The organism is Bosea sp. Tri-49 (assembly GCF_003952665.1).
Classification (GTDB): domain Bacteria; phylum Pseudomonadota; class Alphaproteobacteria; order Rhizobiales; family Beijerinckiaceae; genus Allobosea.
Genome location: NZ_CP017946.1, coordinates 1,217,026 through 1,238,453 on the forward strand (window position 1 = coordinate 1,217,026; position 21,428 = coordinate 1,238,453).

Sequence of the window (21,428 nt, forward strand, 5' to 3'; positions counted from 1 at the left end):
CGATGGCGCATCGTCCGTTGGGCTTTGCCAAATCCGCTCGCTATCGGCTATCCACCGCCGGTGCGGTATCCGCCGCGCCCGGGACGACGGCCGGTCATGGCCGCGTTTCCTCTGACGAGCATGTGACAGGACGATCATGACGGAAATGCAGCCCGCCCGGACTTGCCTCGCCATCGTGCTGGCGGCAGGCGAGGGGACCCGGATGAAGTCGGCGCGGCCCAAGGTGCTGCACGAGGTGGCAGGCCGCTCGCTGCTCGGCCATGCCCTGGCTGCGGTCGCGGCCGCCGGTGCCGATGCGCTCGCCGTGGTGATCGGGCCTGACCGACCCGATGTCGAGGCAGAGGTGAAGAAGCACGCGCCGCACGCCGCGGTCTTCGTCCAGAGCGAGCGCAGGGGCACGGCGCACGCAGTGCTCGCGGCCCGCGGGAGCCTGGTCGACACGCATGACGACGTGCTGGTCGCCTTCGCCGACACACCGCTGGTACGCCCCGAAACCTTCGTCGACCTGCGCAAGGCCCTTCATGGCGGCGCTGCCGTCGCTGCGCTGGGCTTCGAGGCGCGCAAACCGAACGGTTATGGCCGCTTCGTTACGCAGGGCGGCGAACTGCAGGCGATCGTAGAGGACAAGGATGCAGACAAGGCGACTCGGGCGATCACGCTTTGCAATGCCGGGCTGATGGCGCTCGACGGCAGGAAGGCGCTCGCCATCCTCGACGCGATCAGCTGCGACAATGCGCAGAACGAATACTACCTGACCGACGCCGTCGCGGTGGCGCGCGCGCAGGGCCTGAAGGCCGTCGCCCAGGTCGCGCCGGAGGCCGAGGTACAGGGCGTCAACGACCGGTCCCAACTGGCAACGGTCGAGGCCGATTTCCAGCACCACAAGCGTCTGGAGGTGATGCTGGCCGGCGCCACGCTGGTCGCGCCCGAGACGGTGTTCTTCAGCCATGATACGCAGATCGGGCGCGATGTCGTGATCGAACCCAACGTCGTCTTCGGCCCCGGCGTACGGGTCGCGGACAACGCCGTCATCCACGCCTTCTCGCATCTGGAGGGGGCCAGCGTCGGGCCGAGCGCCTCGATCGGCCCCTACGCCCGTTTGCGGCCGGGTGCGGACCTGGCCAGGGGCGTCAGGGTCGGTAACTTCGTCGAGATCAAGGCGGCGGTGATCGGCGAGGGCGCCAAGGTCAATCACCTCACCTATATCGGCGATGCCGAGATCGGTGCGAACGCCAATATCGGCGCCGGCACGATCACCTGTAATTACGACGGCTTCTTCAAGTCGAAGACGATCATCGGGGAAGGCGCCTTCATCGGCTCGAACTCGGCGCTGGTCGCGCCGGTGACGATCGGGGCGGGTGCCTATGTCGGTTCGGGCTCGGTGATCACCCGCGACGTTCAGCCCGATGCGCTCGCCGTGGCGCGGGGCCGTCAGATGGAGCGCGAAGGCTGGGCTTCGGCGTTCCGGGCCGCCGCACAGGCCCGAAAGGCCAGGCAATAGGCGATTTGCTGGGTATTTCGTTCATAGTTCGACATTCAACGTGATTTCGCATTCGCCGGCTCGCAGATTATGGAGATGCGCATCGACATCAACGGGTGAGGCACATCCATGTGCGGGATCGTGGGCATTCTCGGCAAACAGGCCGTCGCAGGTCAGGTCGTCGAGGCGCTTCGGCGGCTCGAATATCGCGGCTATGATTCCGCCGGCGTCGCGACGCTCGAAGGCGGCCGGCTCAGCCGCCGCCGCGCCGAGGGCAAGCTCAAGAATCTCGAAGTGCGCCTGTCCAACGAGCCGCTCGGGGGCCTGATCGGCATTGGCCACACGCGCTGGGCGACGCATGGCAAGCCGACCGAGACCAACGCCCATCCGCACGCAACGGAGAAGCTGGCGGTCGTCCATAACGGCATCATCGAGAACTTCCGCGAGCTCAAGGCCGAGCTCGAGGCGGACGGCCATATCTTTTCGAGCGAGACCGACACCGAGGTCATCGCCCATCTCGTCACCCGCGAGCTCGACCGCGGTAAGGATCCTGTCGCAGCAGTCGGGGCTTCGCTGCCGCATCTGCGCGGCGCGTTTGCGCTCGCTTTCCTGTTCGAAGGGCAGGAAGACCTGCTGATCGGCGCCCGCAAGGGCTCGCCGCTGGCGGTCGGCCTCGGCGACGGCGAGATGTATCTCGGCTCGGACGCGCTGGCGCTGGCGCCCTTCACCAATCTGATCGCCTATCTCGACGAGGGCGACTGGGTGGTGCTGAACCGCAAGGGTGCGACCTTTTACGACGCCGAAGGGAGCCAAGTCGATCGCCGCGCCCAGCGCGTCGCGGCCGGCGCCTTTCTGGTCGAGAAGGGCAACCATCACCACTTCATGGCCAAGGAGATCTACGAGCAGCCGGAAGTGGTCGGCCATACGCTGACGCATTATGTCGACATGGCGAATGGTGTGACGCGGCTGCCTTTCGAGACGCCATTCGACTGGAAGAACCTGTCGCGCCTCTCCGTCTCGGCCTGTGGCACCGCCTATTATGCCGGGCTCACCGCCAAATACTGGTTCGAGAAGCTGGCGCGCCTGCCGGTCGAGATCGATGTCGCCTCGGAGTTCCGCTATCGCGAGGCGCCGCTGCCGGCGAACGGGCTCGCGCTCTTCGTCTCGCAATCGGGTGAGACGGCCGACACACTCGCCTGCCTGCGTTATGCCCGTCAGGAAGGCCAGCACGTCATGTCGGTCGTCAACGTGCCGACCTCGACGATCGCTCGCGAGAGCGATGTCGTCGCCCCGACGCTGGCCGGCCCCGAGATCGGCGTTGCCTCGACCAAGGCCTTTACCTGCCAGCTGACAGCACTCGCCGGCCTCGCCATCGCCGCCGCCCGTGCCCGCGGTACGCTCTCGGCCGAGCAGGAGGCGCGTTACGTCCAGGAGCTGATCGCACTGCCAGGTCTGATGGCCCAGGCGCTGACGCTCGAACCCGAGATCGAGAAGCTTGCCCGCAAGCTCTCCAGGGCGCGCGACGTGCTCTATCTTGGCCGCGGCACCGCTTTCCCGCTAGCGCTGGAAGGCGCGCTGAAGCTCAAGGAAATCAGCTACATCCACGCCGAAGGTTATCCGGCTGGCGAGCTCAAGCATGGTCCGATCGCACTGATCGACGAGGACATGCCAGTCATCGTCATCGCCCCGCATGATGCGCTCTTCGAGAAGACCGCCTCGAACATGCAGGAGGTCGCGGCGCGTGGCGGCCGGATCATCCTGATCACCGACGCCAAGGGCGCTGCCGAAGCCGGGATCGTGCCGGAGGCGACGATCATCATGCCGGAGATGGATCCGCTGTTCGCGCCGATCGTCTATGCGGTGCCGATCCAGATGATCGCCTACCAGACGGCCGTCTTCATGGGCAAGGACGTCGATCAGCCGCGCAATCTGGCGAAGTCGGTCACCGTCGAGTGATCTCGTCTTCAATGTCGCATCAGGTTGCTCCGAAAAGTGGATTCCACTTTTCGGCCCGATGCTAGTCCGGCTCCGGCCGGCTCGCGACATAGGTGCCGGCCGCGATCAGGCCCGCGCCGCTCAGCCAGAGCGCGATCGGCGGCGCGTCGATCAGCGCCACGATGACGAAGCTCAGCAGCATCGAGCCGCAAGCGACGTATTTCGTCCTGCGGGCGATCGCGCCCGTCTGCCGCCAGCGAACCAGCTGCGGGCCGAGCCGGGGATGATTGATCAGCCAGCTCTCGAAGCGCGGTGAGGAGCGCGAGAAGCACCAGGCGGCGGCGATCAGGAAGACCGTGCCCGGCATCATCGGCAGGATCAGCCCGACGATGCCGAGCACCGTGCACAGCCAACCGGCCGCGAGATAAAGTGGCCGATGCCAGCGACGCTGCTGTCTGAATGGTTCGGGCACGGGGCTCATCGACGAATCGGGGGCTAGCCAGCGGCTGCCGCTCGGCTATCGTCCGATAGTGCGGCGCAACGTAATGAAGCCGCAAGAGCGGCCGGAGTCCTGGATCGTCGATGAACGCTCGCATGCCCGATCCGCGCCTCGTCGTTCAGACGGATCTGCTGCGGCCGACCTTCGGTACCAGGCTCAGGCGCTATTTCCTGACCGGACTGGTGCTGGCGGCGCCGCTCGCCATCACCGCCTCGGTAACCTGGTGGTTCATCAACCTGGTCGATGGGATGGTGAAGCCGCTGGTGCCGGCCCAGTTCTGGCCCGAGAACCATTTGCCATTCCCGCTGCCGGGCTTCGGCTTGATCATCGCGCTGATCGGCCTGACGGTGATCGGCTTCTTCGCCGCAAACCTCGTCGGGCGCACGCTGATCGGCGCCGGGGAGTCGATCCTCGACCGCATGCCGGTGGTGCGAGGCCTGTACAAGGGCGTGAAACAGGTCTTCGAGACGATCTTCTCCCAGTCGGGCACCTCGTTCCGCAAGGTCGGAATGGTGCAGTTCCCTCAGCCGGGGATGTGGTCGATCGTCTTCATCGCGCAGGAGGCGGCGCCCGATATCGCCTCCAAGCTGCCCGATGGTGAGGAGCAGATCGGCGTCTTCCTGCCCTGCACGCCGAACCCGACGACCGGTTTCTTCTTCTACCTGCCGCGGCGGGAGGTGGTGGAGCTGACGATTTCGGTCGAGGACGGCGCAAAGTTGATCATGTCCGCCGGGCTGATCCAGCCCGGCCAGCCCATGTCCGACGGGGCGAAATAGCTCAGCTCTTCAGCGGCACCCAGATCTCGACGATGCCGTTGCCGGTCGCACCGTCGAAGCGTTGGTCCATGCGCTCGAGCGTCACGCCCATCGCCGGCTCGCGGCCCGATTTCGGCAGCCAGTCGCGCCAGATCGCCTCATAAGTCTGCTTGATGCCGGTGATGTGGCCGCTGTGCTCGAAGACGGCGCAGCGCTGCTCCGGCACGCTCAATCGTGCGAACTCGTCGGGCAGCTCACTGAAGGACGTGACCTCGGCGCCGGCGATGTAGTCGAAGGCGCCAAGATCGTCGCAATTATAGCTCGCGCCATAAGCGACATAGCCCTTCTGGCCGGGGATATGGCCGAAATGCGGGACGATCTTCTGCCACAGCAAAGGGATGCCTTGCGTGTTGTCGACCGAGAAATGGCCGTTGAAGCCGGCGATCAGGATCGGTTTGCTGGTGACGAGGCGCGGCTCGGCGAGGGGAATTCGGGTTGCGGCGTGCATGGACAGAGGCTCCACGAGAGCAAGGGAGGAGAGGTCGCGCCTGGCGCGCAGCTCTTCCGGCGTGAGGCCGAACTGCTCGCGGAAGGCGCGGGTGAAGGCCTCGTGAGAGCCATAGCCCCAGTCGAGCGCGACCTGGAGGATGTCGGGCGCACCATCAGCGAGCTGGCGCGCCGCTTCCGAAAGCCGGCGCTCGCGCACATAGCGCATCACCGAGCGGCCGGTCGCCACGCCGAAGGCGCGGCTGAGATGGAAGCGCGAGACGCCGCTGACCTCAGCGATCTCGTCGAGCGAGAGCTCGGAGGCGAAGCGGCTTTCGATGCACCAGAGGGCTTTCTTGATCGGGTCCATGGCTCACTCACGAAACGCCGGCACCATGGCGGAGGCAAGACGGGCGCGCTTGATCGGGATTGCTGTCGCCTACGATTGCGCAGTCTTGGCGACATCGAGGAAGGCCCGCAGCGTCGGCGGCACGGCGCGGTGGCCGGGATAGTAGATCGCGACGCGTTCGGGAGCGGGCGTCCAGGCCGCCAGAACCCGGCGAAGACGCCCCTCGGCCAGGGCGGCTTCGGCGGCCGGGCTGGCAACATAGGCGATGCCGAGGCCCTTGATCGCAGCGTCCACCATCAGCTCCTCATCGTCCAGAATGAGAGGCCCAATGGTATCGGCCGTCAGCATCTGGCCGGCCCGTTCGAACTCCCAGCGATAGAGCTTGCCGTTGGGTACACGGTGACCGATGCAGCGATGGCGCGTGAGTTCATCAGGCGTATGCGGCTCGCCGAAGCGTTCAAGATAGGCCGGCGATGCGATGCAGACGAAGCTGACCGCGCCGGCGAAGGGCACGGCGATCATGTCCTTCGGAATCGAATCGACGAGCCGCACGCCGGCATCGAACCCGGCGGCCACGATGTCGATCAGCTTTCCCTCGACGACGAGGTCGACGACCACATCGGGAAAGCGATCCGCCATGGCGGGGAGAACGTCGCGGACGAGAAGCGAAGCCCCCAGTCGTGGCGCGTTGATCCGGACCGTCCCGGCCAAGCTGCCGCGAAAGATGGCGATGCTGTCGAGCGCCTCATCCAATGTGGCGAGGGCAGGCTGAAGCCGGCCGAGTAGTTCGAAGCCCGCTTCGGTCGGCGAGACGCTGCGCGTCGTGCGGTTGAGCAGGCGCACGCCCATGCGCTCCTCGAGGGCACGCATCGCATGGCTCAATGTGGAAGGCGCGGTGCCGAGCTCGTCCGCCGCGCGCCGGAAGCTGCGGCGGGTCGCGACAGTGACGAAGGCGGTGAGATCGTTGAGCGATGGGCGAGCCATTGCTGGTCAATCTGCATCAGCCTGTGTCGATTTCAACGGCTAATCCAAACAATGGTTGCCCGCTATCTCCAGTCGGCAAGAGCGAACCACGCGGAGAGGCCGCCTGCGTTCGCAGCCCATGAAAGGAATCGACATGGCCAAGCGCGACGCCATTTTCCCCGCCAACCGACATGCCCTCTACGACGTCCATCAGTACTCTGCCGCCATCCGGCATGGTGATCTGCTCTTCATTTCCGGCCAGGTCGGCAGCCGCGAGGACGGCTCGCCCGAGCCGGTGTTCGAGGATCAGGTCCGGCGCGCCTTTGCCAATCTGCGCGCGGTTCTGGCAGCGGCAGGCGCGACGTTCGACGACGTGATCGACGTCATCTCCTTCCACACCGACCCGGCGACGCAGTTCGAGAAGATGATGGCCATCCGGGCCGAGGAAATCGGCGAGCCGCCCTATTCGACCTGGACCGCTGTCGGCGTGACCTGGCTCGCCGGGTTCGACTTCGAGCTCAAGGTGGTCGCCCGCATCCCGGTGGCGGCCGGTAGCGGCGCAGGTTCGCAAGGCTGAGCGCCGTCTCACCCCGCCCGCAGCAGGCGGATCGCGACGTCGCGCTCGAACAGATAGAGCAGCGTCCGGATCGCCTGGCCGCGCGGCGTTTCCAGCTGCGGGTCGCGCTCGATCAGCAGGCGGGCATCGTCGCGCGCCGCCGCCAGCAGGTCGCCGTCGATCTCCGGGCGGGCGATGCGCCAGTCGGGTGAACCGGACTGGCGCGTGCCGAGCACCTCGCCTTCACCGCGCAGGCGCAGATCCTCCTCGGCGATGCGGAAGCCGTCCTCGCTCTCGCGCATGATAGTCAGGCGCGCTTCCGCCACCTGGCCTAGCGGGCCCTTGTAGAGCAGCAGGCAGGTCGAGGCTGCGCTGCCGCGCCCGATCCGCCCGCGTAATTGATGGAGTTGGGCGAGGCCGAAGCGCTCGGCATGCTCGATCACCATCACCGAGGCATTGGGCACGTCGACGCCGACCTCAATCACCGTGGTCGAGACCAGAACGCGCGTCTGCCCGCCGGAGAAGGCCGCCATCGCCGCGTCCTTGCCACGTCCCGGCATCTGGCCGTGCAGCAGGCCGACCTTGTCGCCGAAGATGGCTTGCAGCGCCTCGAAGCGCTCCTGTGCCGCGGCAACGTCGAGCGTGTCGGATTCCTGCACCAGCGGGCAGACCCAGTAGACCTGCGCGCCGCCATCCAGCGCGCGTCCGACCGCGCCGACGACCTCGTCGTAGCGCTCCAGCGAGATCGCCCGCGTCGTGATCGGCTTCCGGCCGGCCGGCTTCTCGGAGAGGATCGAGACGTCCATGTCGCCGAACCAGGTCAGTGCCAGCGTGCGGGGGATCGGCGTCGCGGTCATCACCAGGATATCGACCGCCTCGCCCTTGGCGCCGAGCAGCAGGCGCTGGTGCACGCCAAACCGATGCTGCTCGTCGACGACGGCGAGCGCCAGATCATGGAAGGCGACGCCTTCCTGGAAGAGCGCGTGGGTGCCGACGACGATGTCGATCTCGCCATTCGCCAAGCCTTCCAGCACCTGCCGGCGGCCGGCGCCCTTCTCGCGGCCGGTGAGCAGGGCAAGCTTGAGGCCGGCCTTGTCGGCGAGCGGCGCGAGGCGCTCGGCATGCTGGCGCGCCAGGATCTCGGTCGGCGCCATCAGCACCGATTGTCGCCTTGCTTCGGCGGCAGCGGCCATCGCCATCAGCGCGACCACGGTCTTGCCCGAGCCGACATCGCCCTGGAGCAGGCGCAGCATCCGCTCGGGCTTTTCCATATCGTCATGAATGTCGGCGATCGCCTTGCGCTGGCCGTCGGTCAGCGTGAAGGGCAGGGCGGTCTCGATAGCGTGGCGCAGCGCCCCGTCGCCCGCCGTGGCGCGGCCGGCCGCCTTCTTTTGCTGGCGGCGCACCAGGGCAAGCGCGATCTGGCTGGCGAGCAATTCGTCATAGGCGATGCGCCGGCGCGCGACGGTTTCGCCGGTCGCAGCCTTCAAGTCGACAGGGTGGTGCAGGGCGTCGATCGCGTTGCGGAAGGGCACGAAGTCGTTGCGGGCAGCGAAAGCCTCGTCCTGCCATTCCGGCAGCTCCGGACAGCGCTCGGCCGCGCCGGCGGCGATCCGCGCCATGACGCGCCCGCCAATGCCTTCGGTCAGCCCGTAGACCGGCTCGACCGAGGGCAAGGTGGCGGCGAGCTTGGGATCGAGCATGCGATCGGGATGCACCATCTGGCGCATGCCGTCCCAGAGCTCGAGCTTTCCGGAGATGATGCGATAGGCGCCGATAGGCAGGGTCTGCAGGAGGTGGCGGACATCGGCATGGAAGAAGACCAGCGTTACGTCGCCGGTCTCGTCCTCGACGATGATGCGGTAGGGCGCCTTGGCCTTGGTCGGCGGGGCAGGGCGATGCTCGGTCACCCTCGCCGAGAAGGTCGCGATCTCGCCAATCGGCGCCTCGGCGATGCTTTCGCTCGGCCGCCGGTCGATCGCGCCGGTCGGCAGATGGAAGAGCAGATCGATGACGCGGGCGGCATGCGTCTCGTCGCCCAGCAGCTTGTCGAGCGCCTTGGCGAGCTTGGGGCCGACGCCGGAAAGGGCCGTGGCCGGGGCGAAGAGCGGATCGAGGAGAGATGGACGCAATGGCTTCACGGCATGTCAGGAGTGCGAGGCCGGTGGCATTCGTGCCGCTGACTTCGTGAGATGGCATCGCTATATAGCCCGCGTCGGCAGGCTCCGCGATGGGGCCGGCCCCATTCCTATTTGCGAGGCCGATGATGAGTGGCTCGACCCGTAGCAGCGAAGGTCTCGACCCGCGCCGGCGCAAGATCCTGTTCCGCGCCTGGCATCGTGGCATGCGCGAGACCGATCTGATCATGGGCCGCTTCGCCGATGCGCAGATCGGCGCGCTGAGCGAGGCCGAACTCGACGAGTTCGAGCGGCTGATCGAGGTGCTCGACCGCGACCTGCTGAGCTGGGTGACGGGCGAGGCTGACGTGCCGGAGAACTACGACAGCGATGTCTTCCGGCAACTGAAGGCGTTCCACCAGCACGACAAGCCGATCCATGTCTGAGGGCTTGGCCTGCTCCCTTCATTGTCATTCCGGGGCTTCGCGCAGCGAAGAACCCGGAACCCAAGACCGGGTGAGCGGCCAGGAACCACGTACCAGATGTTCCACCCAGTCGTAGGTTCCGGGTTCGCGCCTGCGGCGCACCCCGGAATGACAAGCCATAGTCAGAATTGAAGCGTCCCAATGAGCATTCCGCCTCCTACCCAGATCGCCAAGCCGCAGCTCGAGCGCATCCTCGATGCGCTGAATCGCGGCGACAAGCCGGTGCTCGCCGGCGTGCCGGACGGTTTCGATGCCGTCATCCTCGCCGATCTGACGCGCGCTCGCGCCAAGAAGTCGGAAGGGCCGGCGCTGATCGTCTTCATCGCCCGCGACGGCCAGCGCCTGCAGGTGCTGGAGAACGCGCTGCAGTTCGTCGCGCCCGATCTCGAGGTGATGAGCTTCCCGGCCTGGGACTGCCAGCCCTATGACCGCGTCTCGCCGGCGCCCTCGATCGTCGCGCATCGCATGACGACGCTGTCACGGCTCGCCCGGACCAAATCGGGCGACAAGCCGCGTCTGCTGCTGACGACGGTCAATGCCGCGCTGCAGCGCGTGCCGGCTTTCGGTAAGGTTGCCTCCGAGAGCTTCTCGGCCGCACCGGGCAACATGGTCGACACCGAGGAGCTGGCGCGCTGGCTCGACGTCAACGGCTATCTAAGGACCTCGACGGTGCGCGAGACCGGCGAGTTCGCCGTGCGCGGCGGTATCGTCGACCTCTACCCGCCGGGCATGCCGGCGCCGATCCGGCTCGACTTCTTCGGCGATACGCTGGAATCGATCCGCACCTTCGATCCGGAGACGCAACGCACCACCGGGCAATTGCGCGGGCTCGACCTCGTGCCGATGTCCGAGGCGCAGATGACGAGCGACAGCATTCGCCGCTTCCGCCAGTCCTATATCGCAACCTTCGGCACGCCCGGCCGCGACGACACGCTCTACGAGGCAGTGAGCGAGGGTCGGCGCCCGGCGGGGCTGGAGCACTGGCTGCCGCTGCTGGCGGAAAAGCTCGACACGCTCTTCACCTATCTGCCTGATGTCCCGATCGTGCTCGACCACCAGGCCGAGGATGCGGTCGGCGAGCGCATCAGCCTGATCAAGGACTATTACGACGCCCGCAAGAGCGCGCTCGACCAGCCTTCGCCAGGCTCGATGCCGTATAAGCCGCTGCTGCCGGAGGCGCTCTATCTCTCGCCGGCCGACTGGCGCGGCATCGTCGGTGAGGCCGGCGTCGCTTCGCTGACGCCGTTCCAGTTGCCGGAGAGCGAAGGCAAGCTTGTCGTCGATCTCACAGGCAAGCAGGGCCGCAGTTTCGCGGCCGAGCGTGCCGACAATGCCGGTAGCGTCTTCGATGCTGCTGTCGCCCATGTGAAAGCATTGGAGGCGGACGGACGCCGCGTCATCCTCGCCGCCTGGTCGGAAGGCTCGCGCGAGCGCCTCGCCCATGTGCTGGCCGATCACGGCCTCAAGACCGTGCAGATGACCGGCTCATTGCGGGCCGCCTTCGATCTCAAGCCCGGCACCACAGCGCTCGCCGTCTGGGGCTTCGAGACCGGCTTTGAGGCGGGGAAGCTCGCCGTCATCGGCGAACAGGACATTTTGGGCGACCGCCTGGTGCGACCGCGTCGCAAGACGCGCCGGCCACAGGACTTCATCAACGAGCTGTCCTCGCTGACGCCGGGCGATATCGTCGTCCATGTCGACCACGGTATCGGCCGCTTCGTCGGCTTGCAGACGATCACCGCGGCCGGGGCGCCGCATGACTGTCTCGAAATCCATTATGCCGGAGACGCCAAGCTGTTCCTGCCGGCGGAGAACATCGAGCTGCTCTCGCGCTATGGCTCGGAGGACACCGAGGTCGTGCTCGATCGGCTCGGCGGCGGTGGCTGGCAAGCGCGCAAGGCCAAGCTGAAGCAGCGCATCCGCGAGATGGCGGGCAAGCTGATCCAGATCGCCGCTGCCCGCGCCCTCAAGGAAGCGCCGCGCCTGGTGCCGCAGGACGGGCTCTACGACGAGTTCTGCGCCCGCTTCCCCTATGAGGAGACCGAGGACCAGCAGAACACCATCGACGCCGTGCTCGACGATCTCGCGGCTGGCCGCCCGATGGACCGGCTGGTTTGCGGCGATGTCGGCTTCGGCAAGACGGAAGTCGCTCTGCGTGCCGCCTTCACCACGGCGCTCGCCGGCAAGCAGGTCGCGGTCGTGGTGCCGACGACGCTCTTGGCGCGCCAGCACTACCGCAATTTTGCCGAGCGCTTCGCCGGGCTCCCCGTGAAGGTCGGCCAGGCTTCGCGCTTCGTCTCGGCGCCTGACCTCAAGGCGGTGAAGCAGGGCATTTCCGACGGCACCATGGACATCACCGTCGGTACCCACGCCCTGCTCGGCAAGGGCATCGACTTCAAGGATCTCGGCCTCGTCATCGTCGACGAGGAGCAGCATTTCGGCGTCGCCCACAAGGAGCGGCTGAAGGAGATGCGCGCCGAGGTCCACATGCTGACGCTCACCGCGACGCCGATCCCGCGCACGCTCCAGCTCGCCATGACTGGGGTGCGCGAGCTCTCGATCATCGCAACGCCGCCGGTCGACCGCCTGGCGGTCCGCACCTTCGTCACGCCGTTCGATCCACTGATCGTGCGCGAGGCGCTGCTGCGCGAACGCTATCGGGGAGGGCGCTCGTTCTATGTCGTGCCACGCATCGAGGACATCGCCGAGGTCAAGGATTTCCTCGACAAGCAGGTGCCGGAGGCCAAGGTCGGCATCGCCCATGGCCAGATGGCGGCAGGCACGCTGGAAGACGTGATGACCGCCTTCTACGAGGGCCAGTACGACATCCTGCTCTCGACCACGATCGTCGAGTCCGGGCTGGACATTCCGACCGCCAACACGCTGATCGTGCATCGCGCCGACATGTTCGGCCTGGCGCAGCTCTACCAGCTGCGCGGCCGCGTCGGTCGCTCGAAGGTGCGCGCGTATGCGCTCTTCACCGTGCCGGCCAACCGCAAGCTGACCGACCAGGCCGACAAGCGCCTGAAGGTGCTGCAATCGCTCGATACGCTCGGCGCCGGCTTCCAGCTCGCCAGCCACGACCTCGACATCAGAGGCGCCGGCAACCTCCTCGGCGACGAGCAGTCCGGCCATATCAAGGAGGTCGGCTACGAGCTCTACCAGCAGATGCTGGAGGAGGCGGTGGCGGCGCTCAAGGCCGGCGTCGAGATCGAAAGCGACGCGCAATGGTCGCCGACGATCCAGATCGGCGCGCCGGTGATGATCCCCGAGCACTATATCGGCGATCTGACGCTCAGGCTGACGCTCTACAAGCGCCTCTCGACCATGGACGACGATGGCGAGCTGCAATCCTTCGGTGCCGAATTGGTCGACCGCTTCGGCCCGCTGCCGGAGGAGGTCAAGCAACTGCTGGAGATCGTCGCGATCAAGGCGCTGTGCAAGCGCGCCAATGTCGAGAAGGTCGAGGCCGGGCCGAAGGGTATCATCGTCGCCTTCCGCGACAACGAATTCGCCAACCCGGAAGGTCTCGTCTCCTATGTCGCGAAGATCGGCACCCTGGCAAAGGTCCGCCCCGATATGCGCGTCGTCTTCATCGACGATCTCGAGAGCGCCGAGCAGCGCCTGACGGGCACGCGCCGGCTCCTGACCGATCTTGCGCGCATCGCCGAGCGGAAGAAGGCTGCGTAAGAGCGGATACCTTCGTCATTGCGAGTGTCAGCGAAGCAATCCAGAGAGACGTGGAGCTCTGCCGTCCCTGGGTTGCTTCGTCGCTCCGCTCCTCGCAATGACGGAGGATCAGGTCGGGTTTCTGCGCCTGACTTCGACGCGTTCCGGCGCGTGCGTGATGGCGTCGACGATGGCGAGATCGGGCCGGTCGAGGCGTGGCAGCCCGTCGTCCTCACCGGCGCGGCGGGCGACGACGAGGCTGGCCAGCGCCTTGTGGCCACCAAGCTTCGAGCGCGCCAAGGCTGGCTCCATCGCCGCGGGAATGACGAGATGGACCAGGCGTCCGCCTTCCAGACAAGCGCGCAGGTCGTCGAGCACGAACAGGCCGAGTGGCAGAAGCTCGACGCCGGTCAGGAGCGCGATTCCAGGACCAGTCGCGAGCGCGGCGAGGTCGCCCCCGACCAGGGTGGTGATCAGCCGCGATGAGGTGAGTGGCTTCAGCACCCGCGAGATTTCGAGCGCCTTGACCAGCACCTCCTTCTCGCTGACGGTGAAGGGGCCGGCGAGGCTGTGGCCGTCGACGACCCGGATCGGCGCCCGGATTGCGGCTGGCGGCAGCGTCGTCGGCGCGGCGCCATGGCCGAGCAGCGGTTCAAGAGCCGCGACGCCGTCCGGCACACGAGTCCCGAAGCCGCCGATGAAGCGCATGCCGAAGGAGCGCGCGGCGACATCACGCAGCAGGTGCAGAGGCTGCAGGTCGCCGATCCGCGGCACGCCGAGTGCCATCACGGCGCCGGAGCGCTCGATGATGGGAAGCAGCTCCGCCTCCTTGGCGTAAGCCGGAAGGACCATCGGAGACAGGCCGGCCCGCAGGCTCGCGAGAATCGAGATCAAGGCCTCTGGACCGAGCGGTGCGAGGATTGCGACACAGGCGCCGGGCTGGGGCCTGGCCAGCAGCAGCAGATTGGCGAGCCGGTCGACGCGGCTGTCGAGCTCGGCGAAACCAAAGGCGTTCGGTGTAAAATCGCTCCAGTCGCGCCGGCCCGGCGGATCGCGAAAGGCCGGCTCATAGCCGCGGCGGGCGGCGAGCGCCTTGAGCAGGCTGTCGAAATCGAGCCCTTCGACCAGCGCGCCGATGGAGATTTCGTCAGAGCTCATCCGCATCGGCCGGCCTAGTTGGCGGGCGCCGGCGGGGCAGGCAGCCGCGCCAGCGTCTCGGTGGAGAAGAAGTAGGTCGGTCGCCGCTGGGGCAGGGCGATCTCGCGAGATCGTGCCAGCCAGGTCTCGGGCAGGTAGTAGAGCGGCACTGCGTAGAAGCCGGAGAGCAGCAGCCGGTCGAGCGTGCGCACGGCCGCGACAAAGCCCTCACGCGAACGCGCCGCCAGCAGCGCCTGCAGTGTCGCGTCGATCGCCGGCGAGCGCACGCCGGCATAGTTCAGCGCGCCCTTGCGCTCGGCATTGGCCGAACCCCAGCGGCCGACCTGTTCGTTGCCTGGCGAGGCTGAGGCCGGCCAGGTCCACTGGATCATGTCGAAATCGAAGGTGGAGAGCCGGCGCCAGTACTGGACGTCGTCGATCAATCGGACCGAGACGGCGATGCCGAGCCGGGCGAGCGAGGTGGCATAGTTCAGAGCCAGCCGTTCCTGCGGCCGGTTGGTCACGGTGATCTCGAAGCTGAAGACCTCGCCCTTACCGTCCTTGCGCAGTTGTCCCTCGTTCAACCGGTAGCCGGCGGCCTCCAGCAGATCGAGCGCGCGGCGGGCCTGATCGCGATCGCGGCCGGAGCCGTCGGTTGCGGCCGGGGCCCAGGTTCCAGCAAGGACGTCGTCGCGTACGGCGCCCGGGAAAGTGGCGAGGAACGCCTTCTCGCGGTCATCCGCTGGAACGCTTAGCGCCGAGAGCTCGCTATCAGCGAAGAAGCTGCCGGCGCGGCGATAAACCCCGTGAAACAGGTTGCGGTTGGCCCATTCGAAATCGAACAGCATGGCCAGCGCCTCGCGGATGCGGACATCTGCAAATTGCGCCCGGCGTGTGTTGAAGACCAGGCCGGTCATGCCCTTCGGCGTCTGGAAGCGCAGCGTATCGCGTATGATCCGGCCGTCGCGCACCGCGGGGACGTCGTAGCCGGTCATCCAGCGCGTCGGGTCGCTTTCAAGGCGGACATCATAAAGTCCAGCCTTGAAAGCTTCGAACAAGGCATTGGAGTCACGATAGAAATCGTACCTGATCTCCTCGGCGTTGAAGAGGCCGCGGGTGAGGGGATGACCCTCGGCCCAGAAATCCTTGCGGCGCTTCAGGCGCAACATCTCGCCGGGCTTCACCTCCTCGACAAGATAAGGGCCGGAGCCGAGCGCCGGCTTGAAACTGGTGTCTCCGAATTTTTCAGCGTCGGTAGCGTGCCTGGCGAAGATCGGCATGGCGCCAATCACCAGCGGCAATTCACGATTGGAGCCGTCACCGAGCTCGAAGACAACCCGGTCGGGCGAGGGCGCTTCGGCCTTGGTCACCCGCGACAAGCTCGAGCGGTGGAACGGCTTGCCCTTGGTCTTCAGCATCGCGAAGGTGAAGATCACATCGTCAGCCGTGACCGGCTTGCCGTCGGAAAAGCGGGCGCGCGGATCGATCTGGAAGGCGAGCAGGGTCCGTTCCGGATTGAGCTCGACCTTGCTCGCGAGCAGGCCATAGGCGGTGAACGGTTCATCGGCTGAGCGGAAGAGCAGGCTCTGCTGGACATAGCGCGGCACCGCATCCGGTGCGACGCCGAGTACGACCAACGGGTTGAGGCTGTCGAAGGTGCCCTGCTGGCCAAAGATGATTCGCCCGCCCTTGGGCGCCTTGGGATCGGCATAGGGGAGGTGCTCGAAGCCCTTGGGCAGGGCAGGTTCGCCATGCATGGCGATGGCGTTGTCGTTCTCGGCCGCAACTACGCGCGCTGCGCCCGCAAGGCCGAACGCCGCGAGGCTCGCAAGGACGAGCCCGAAAACCCAAGCCGGGCGCGCCGAGGCGCTGATGCGTCGATACATGCTCAAACCTGATTCCCTGACGCAGGATAACATGCGATCAAACTTGTCGCGCCGCGCTCTTCGGGCTGGAAACCGGCGAAAGAAGTCGCTAAACGCAGGTCCGGGCGTCATTCAAACGCCTCAATCGCGCTTGATGTGCTCACGCCACCATCGGCTCCGGCACCTTGCCGGTTGAGCGCTTGGGTGATGCACGCCGCCAGATGCGGCAGCCGAACAAGTTTCCATGGTCAAGGAACCGCAGATGTCAGCTTCGACCCGCCTGTCCCAGAGCCAGGGCGCCACCGCGAAGAGCACGGTCCGCAGCCTCGCGCTCGTGCTGGGCGCCGCCGTTGCTCTCGCTCCCTTCGCCTCGCTCGCGCAGCAGGCACAGCCGCAGCGCCCGGCGAGCCGTCCGGCGCAGCAGCCCGCTCCCGCGCAGCAGCCGGCCCAGGGTCAGGCCGCGCAGACCGGCCCGACCGTCGTTCAGGTCAAGCCCGAGCCCTCGCAGACGACCTGGACCAAGGTCTGCGGCAAGGATCAGGCCGCCAACAAGGAAATCTGCTACACCACGCGCGACTTCGTCTCGGATCAGGGCCAGCCGGTGCTTGCGGTCGCGGTCTACGACGTGAAGGGCGATCCCAACAAGATCGTGCGCTTCCTGATGCCGCTCGGCCTGCTGCTGCAACCAGGCATCCGCTTTGGCGTCGACACCGCGCAGCCGACGCCGGGTCGCTATGCGGTCTGCTTCCCGAATGGCTGCTTCGCCGAGGCGCAGGTCAAGGACGACTTCATCAACGCGATGAAGAAGGGCACCAACCTCAATATCAGCGTCCAGAACCAGGCGGCGCGCGAGGTTTCCTTCTCGATCCCGCTCTCGGACTTCGCCAAGGGCTTCGACGGCGCGCCGATCGACCCCAAGGTGCTGGAAGAGCAGCAGAAGGCTCTGCAGGACGAGCTCGCCAAGCGCCAGGAGGAGTTGCGCAAGCGCCTCGGCGGCGGCGCTGCCGACGCTACGCCCGGCGCAGCACCGGCTCCGGGTACGCCAGCGGTTCCCGGTTTGGCTCCGGCTCCAGGCGCGACGCCCGCTCCGGCTCCGAAGCCCTGATCTGCCGATCAATCGAAACGACCATCGACGCCGGGCCTCGTGCCCGGCGTTTTCGTCTGGTCAGGAGGTTGCGCGCTCGGCGCGCTTGACCTCCTGCCAGAGCGCCTCCAGTTCCTCGAGCGAGGCCTGCTGCGGCTCGCGACCCTGGCGTTCCAGCGCCGCCTCGATGCCGGCGAAGCGCCGCTCGAACTTGGCGTTGGCCGCGGTGAGGCAAGCCTCCGGATCGGCGTCGACATGGCGGGCGAGGTTGGCGATGACGAAGAGCAGGTCGCCGATTTCCTCCTTGATCGCAGCCTTGTCGCCGCCGGCGAGCGCCTCGTCGATCTCGGCGGTCTCTTCGCGGATCTTGTCCAGCACCAGCCGGGCGTCGTTCCAGTCGAAGCCGACGGTCGAGGCCTTGGCCTGCAGCTTCCAGGCGCGGGTGAGCGAGGGCAGGGTGGTCGGCACGCCGGCGAGCACACCTTTGGCGTCAGCGGGCTCAGGAAGCCCGGCCTCAGCGCGCGCGCGGGCCTTGTCCGCCTGTTCCTGTGCCTTGATTTGCCCCCAGAGCGCTTTCACCTCGGCCGGTGACAGGTCGCGGGCCTCGCCGAAGACGTGCGGGTGCCGGCGAATCAGCTTGGTGGTGATCACCTCGACCACATCGGGGAAAGCGAAGGAGCCTTGCTCCTGCGCCATGCGGGCGTGGAACACGACCTGCAGCAGGAGGTCGCCGAGCTCGTCCTTGAGGTCGACGAGGTCGCCGCGGGCGATCGCGTCGGCAACTTCATAGGCTTCTTCGACGGTATAGGGCGCGATCGAGGTGAAATCCTGCTCGAGATCCCAGGGACAGCCCGTGCCCGGGGTCCGCAGGGCTGCCATGATCTCGATCAGGCCGGCAATGTCACGCGAAGGCTTCATCGCTGCAATTCTCTTCGGGTTGGGCTAGCCTCCTCCCATGATTCAAGTCACGCCGTCCATTGCGATCGACGAAAGCGAGATCGAGGAGAGCTTCGTGCGCGCCTCCGGTCCGGGCGGGCAGAACGTCAACAAGGTTTCCAGCGCGGTCGAGCTCAGATTCGATGTCCGCCGCTCGGCGTCGCTCCCTAATGATGTCGCGATCCGCCTGATGAAGCTCGCCGGCAGCCGGCTGACGCAGGAGGGCGTCATCGTCATCTCGGCGCAGGAGCATCGCAGCCAGAGCCGCAACCGCGAAGAGGCGCTGGCGCGGCTGCTGGACATGATCCGGAAGGCCGAGGTACGGCCGAAGGTGCGGCGGGTGACCAAGCCGACCAAGGCCTCGAAGGAGCGGCGCCTCGCCTCGAAGGAGCGGCGCTCCTCGGTCAAGTCGGGCCGAGGCAAGCCGAGCTTCGACTAGCTTGCCATCAAAGGAAGAAGAGGGCCCGGTACAGACAGGGCGGCCGGCGCCGAGGCGGATCGATGCGGCTTATCTGCGCCGCGCGGCGCTCTACTATCTCGAACGTTATTCGGTGCCGGCCGTGCAGTTGCAGCGTGTCCTGCTGCGCAAGGTCGAGCGCAGCTGCCGGCATCACGGGCTCGACCCGCATGCGTTCCGGGCGATGGTGGACGAGATCGTCGCGTCCTGCGTTGCTTCCGGTTTAGTCGACGATCGCCGCTTCGCCGAGGCGAGGGCGCTGAGCCTGCGTCGCAAGGGGCGTTCGGCGCGGGCAGTTGCGGCAGGGCTTGCTGCCAAAGGCGTAGGGCGTGAGCTCGTCGCCGAGATGGTTATCCCGGACGAGGACGCCGAGCTGGCGGCAGCGCGGGTCGCCGCGCGGCGCAAGCGCCTCGGACCATGGAGCCGCGGCGACAGGGTTGCGCAACGCCAGAAAGACATCGCCACGCTGGCGCGCGCCGGCTTCAGTCTGGCGATCGCCCGCACCGTGATCGATGACGCGGGCGAGGGGGCTTGATGAGCCGTTTGCTCAATCGGGCTTGACGTTGGCCTCGGCCACGACCTTGCCCCAGCGCGCCACCTCGGTCTTGACGAAGTCGCCGAAGGCCGGCCCGTAGAGGTTCGGGATCTCCGAGCCGTTCCTTTTCCAAGCCTCGCTCACCATAGGCACGGCCAGCGCCTTTTGCAGCTCGGCCGTCATCCTGGCGACGATCTCGGGCGGCGTGTTCTTCGGCGCCCACATCGCATACCAGGTCGAGACCTCGTAGCCCGGCACGCCGGCTTCGGCGGTGGTCGGCACATCGGGGAAGGCGCTCGCGCGCTTCGGCGCGGCGACGGCGAGCGCCCGCAGCGTGCCGCTGGATATCTGCGCAGCGGAGGAGCCGAGACCGTCGAAGGCGAGATCGACCTGGCCGGCGACGAGGTCCTGCATCAGCGGACCGGCGCCACGATAGGGCACATGGGTCAGGTTCACTTTGGTGGTGAGCTTGAACAGCTCGCCTGCGAGGTGGTGCGTGGTGCCATTTCCGGCCGAGCCGTAGTTCAGCTTGTCAGGGTTCTTCTTGGCGTAGTCGATCAGCTCGGCCAGCGTCTTGGCCTGGACCTTGCCGGGGTGGACGACCACGACCTGCGGCGGCTGAGCGATCACCCCGATCGGGATGAAGTCGGTCTGGATGTTGTAGTCGAGCTTGGGATAGAGCGCCGGCGCGATGGCGTGGTGCGCGGCGCCGATGAAGAAGGTGTAGCCGTCGGGCGCCGCCTTCGAGGCGGCCGAAGCGCCGACCGTGCCGCCGGCGCCGCCGCGATTGTCGATCAGGATGCGCTGGCCGAGCTGCTGTTCGAGCTGGGCGGCCAAGGGGCGGGCGAAGGCGTCGGTGCCGCCACCGGCGGGGAACGGCACGATGAAGCTGACGGGCTTTTGCGGCCAGGATTGAGCCGTCGCCGGGGCAACCTGGACAAGCTGAACGAAGGTGGCGAGCGCAAGCGCGCCGAGCCAGCCGGACTTCGACATCGAACAAACCTCCCTTGGGATTTTCCCGGGCTCTTCAAGGCCCTTGCGATTGCGCTTCGTGCGATTGCCGAGCGTTACAACGATTAGCGCATCGCCATACCGAAATGGCAACCCGACGAAAGCAGGGTAGCGAGGCCGGGATATAGCCGTGCCGAGATCGCCACGACAATGTCGAGGAGGCCTCGTTGCAGCTGAAGAGGTTGCTCAGTCAGCCGCTTCCGAGGAGAGGCGCGATGCTCGCAATGTCGAGAGGCAAGTGCGATTCGCATAAGACATATTATGGAACTTAAATTGATACCCAGATACAGGCTTCGAGCCTCAATCGAATTCAGGCGCTGATCGTCATGCCATCGAATGCCGGTTCAATATTGTCCGGCAAGCGTTTGGATAGGCTGGCATAATCGAGATCAACATGGAGGTTAGTCAGGATCGCGCGGCGCGGTTTGAGCTGCGCGATCGCCTCCAGCGACTGCTCCAGATTGAAGTGGCTCGGATGCGGCGCCTCACGCAAAGCATCGAGGATCAGCACGTCGAGCCCGCTCATCGCCGCCACCGTTTCCGGCGGGATCGCGCTGACATCCGGCGCATAGCCTAGGTCGCCAAAACGGAAGCCGAGCGCGTCATAGTTCGGGCCGTGCTCGAGCCGGAACGGCAGCGTCTCGATCGCGCCGCCGGGACCATCGATGGCCAGCAGCTCGCCGGCCGCGAGCGGCGCGAGATCGAGGATCGGCGGATAGAGGCTGCCGGGCGGCGTCTCGAACAGATAGGCGAAGCGCTCCCGCAGCGTCGCGCCGGTCACCGCGTCGGCATGGACCGGGATACGCTTGCGCATATGCAGCACCAGCGCGCGCAGGTCGTCGATGCCGTGGGTGTGGTCGGCGTGGTCATGGCTGAACAGTGTCGCGTCGAGTCGCGTAACGTTTGCGGACAGAAGCTGCTCGCGAAGGTCCGGCGTGGTGTCGATCAGAACACTCGTCATGCCGCTTGGCCCGCGGCGCTCAACCAGCAGCGAACAGCGCCGCCGGCGGTTCTTGGGATTGTTCGGGTCGCAGGCGCCCCAGCCGGAACCTGGCCGCGGGACACCGCCGGATGAGCCGCAGCCGAGGATGGTGACGGTCAGGCTCATG

18 protein-coding genes are annotated in these 21,428 nt (G+C 66.7%); 9 read left to right on the forward strand and 9 right to left on the reverse strand.

The genetic code is table 11. From position 1 onward, the window contains the following. Positions 1–145: 145 nt before the first annotated feature. Entirely contained in the window at positions 146–1,501 is a 1,356-nt protein-coding gene (gene glmU, locus BLM15_RS05965) for a bifunctional UDP-N-acetylglucosamine diphosphorylase/glucosamine-1-phosphate N-acetyltransferase GlmU (RefSeq protein WP_126116078.1), read from the forward strand. 108 nt (positions 1,502–1,609) lie between these two features. Next, complete coding sequence (gene glmS / locus BLM15_RS05970; protein ID WP_126111278.1) at positions 1,610–3,436, forward strand: glutamine--fructose-6-phosphate transaminase (isomerizing); 1,827 nt, start codon at positions 1,610–1,612, stop codon at positions 3,434–3,436. A gap of 61 nt (positions 3,437–3,497) precedes the next feature. Here glmS and BLM15_RS05975 read toward each other — a convergent pair whose 3' ends face one another. Next, positions 3,498–3,887 (reverse strand): YbaN family protein, encoded by a 390-nt coding sequence (locus BLM15_RS05975; RefSeq protein ID WP_236846584.1) that lies wholly within the window; start codon positions 3,885–3,887, stop codon positions 3,498–3,500. A gap of 110 nt (positions 3,888–3,997) precedes the next feature. On the opposite strand from BLM15_RS05975, the gene BLM15_RS05980 reads away from it, so the two are divergent. Continuing rightward, the gene (locus BLM15_RS05980) at positions 3,998–4,690 is read left to right on the forward strand and encodes a DUF502 domain-containing protein (RefSeq protein ID WP_126111282.1); all 693 of its coding nucleotides are present in this window, start codon (positions 3,998–4,000) and stop codon (positions 4,688–4,690) included. 1 nt (position 4,691) lies between these two features. On the opposite strand, the gene BLM15_RS05985 is transcribed toward BLM15_RS05980, so the two are convergent. Next, positions 4,692–5,525, reverse strand: a complete 834-nt coding sequence (locus BLM15_RS05985; protein ID WP_126111284.1) for an AraC family transcriptional regulator — start codon at positions 5,523–5,525, stop codon at positions 4,692–4,694. 69 nt (positions 5,526–5,594) lie between these two features. Next, complete coding sequence (locus tag BLM15_RS05990) at positions 5,595–6,488, reverse strand: LysR family transcriptional regulator (protein ID WP_126111286.1); 894 nt, start codon at positions 6,486–6,488, stop codon at positions 5,595–5,597. A 133-nt stretch (positions 6,489–6,621) separates the two neighbouring features. Between BLM15_RS05990 and BLM15_RS05995 the strand changes: the two genes are divergently transcribed. Further along, complete coding sequence (locus BLM15_RS05995; protein WP_126111288.1) at positions 6,622–7,044, forward strand: RidA family protein; 423 nt, start codon at positions 6,622–6,624, stop codon at positions 7,042–7,044. Between the two features lie 8 nt (positions 7,045–7,052). Here the strand turns inward: BLM15_RS05995 and recG are convergent, their stop codons facing one another. Continuing rightward, the gene (gene recG / locus BLM15_RS06000) at positions 7,053–9,164 is read right to left on the reverse strand and encodes an ATP-dependent DNA helicase RecG (RefSeq protein ID WP_236846585.1); all 2,112 of its coding nucleotides are present in this window, start codon (positions 9,162–9,164) and stop codon (positions 7,053–7,055) included. 125 nt (positions 9,165–9,289) lie between these two features. Between recG and BLM15_RS06005 the strand changes: the two genes are divergently transcribed. Both BLM15_RS06005 and mfd read left to right on the forward strand, forming a co-directional pair. Further along, on the forward strand, positions 9,290–9,586 hold the full coding sequence (locus BLM15_RS06005; protein ID WP_126111292.1) for an FAD assembly factor SdhE: 297 nt from the start codon (positions 9,290–9,292) through the stop codon (positions 9,584–9,586). A 180-nt stretch (positions 9,587–9,766) separates the two neighbouring features. Beyond that, positions 9,767–13,315, forward strand: coding sequence for a transcription-repair coupling factor (gene mfd, locus BLM15_RS06010; RefSeq protein WP_126111294.1), 3,549 nt, complete (start codon positions 9,767–9,769; stop codon positions 13,313–13,315). Positions 13,316–13,423: 108 nt separating this feature from the next. Here the strand turns inward: mfd and BLM15_RS06015 are convergent, their stop codons facing one another. Both BLM15_RS06015 and BLM15_RS06020 read right to left on the reverse strand, forming a co-directional pair. Continuing rightward, positions 13,424–14,452, reverse strand: coding sequence for an AMP-binding protein (locus tag BLM15_RS06015; RefSeq protein ID WP_164547408.1), 1,029 nt, complete (start codon positions 14,450–14,452; stop codon positions 13,424–13,426). A gap of 14 nt (positions 14,453–14,466) precedes the next feature. Next, on the reverse strand, positions 14,467–16,317 hold the full coding sequence (locus BLM15_RS06020; RefSeq protein ID WP_126111299.1) for an extracellular solute-binding protein: 1,851 nt from the start codon (positions 16,315–16,317) through the stop codon (positions 14,467–14,469). Between the two features lie 241 nt (positions 16,318–16,558). Between BLM15_RS06020 and BLM15_RS06025 the strand changes: the two genes are divergently transcribed. After that, positions 16,559–17,401, forward strand: a complete 843-nt coding sequence (locus tag BLM15_RS06025; protein WP_126111301.1) for an invasion associated locus B family protein — start codon at positions 16,559–16,561, stop codon at positions 17,399–17,401. 60 nt (positions 17,402–17,461) lie between these two features. Here BLM15_RS06025 and mazG read toward each other — a convergent pair whose 3' ends face one another. Next, a complete protein-coding gene (gene mazG, locus BLM15_RS06030; RefSeq protein WP_126111303.1) occupies positions 17,462–18,298 on the reverse strand; it encodes a nucleoside triphosphate pyrophosphohydrolase in 837 nt (278 codons plus the stop codon). A 37-nt stretch (positions 18,299–18,335) separates the two neighbouring features. On the opposite strand from mazG, the gene arfB reads away from it, so the two are divergent. Together arfB and BLM15_RS06040 are read left to right on the forward strand one after the other, a co-directional pair. After that, entirely contained in the window at positions 18,336–18,755 is a 420-nt protein-coding gene (gene arfB, locus BLM15_RS06035) for an alternative ribosome rescue aminoacyl-tRNA hydrolase ArfB (RefSeq protein ID WP_126111305.1), read from the forward strand. A 1-nt stretch (position 18,756) separates the two neighbouring features. Continuing rightward, entirely contained in the window at positions 18,757–19,308 is a 552-nt protein-coding gene (locus BLM15_RS06040) for a regulatory protein RecX (protein ID WP_236846586.1), read from the forward strand. Between the two features lie 12 nt (positions 19,309–19,320). Here the strand turns inward: BLM15_RS06040 and BLM15_RS06045 are convergent, their stop codons facing one another. After that, positions 19,321–20,301: a Bug family tripartite tricarboxylate transporter substrate binding protein gene (locus BLM15_RS06045; RefSeq protein WP_126111307.1), complete on the reverse strand. Its 981-nt coding sequence runs from the start codon at positions 20,299–20,301 to the stop codon at positions 19,321–19,323. Positions 20,302–20,629: 328 nt separating this feature from the next. Further along, complete coding sequence (locus tag BLM15_RS06050) at positions 20,630–21,427, reverse strand: MBL fold metallo-hydrolase (protein WP_126111309.1); 798 nt, start codon at positions 21,425–21,427, stop codon at positions 20,630–20,632. Position 21,428 lies beyond the last annotated feature (1 nt).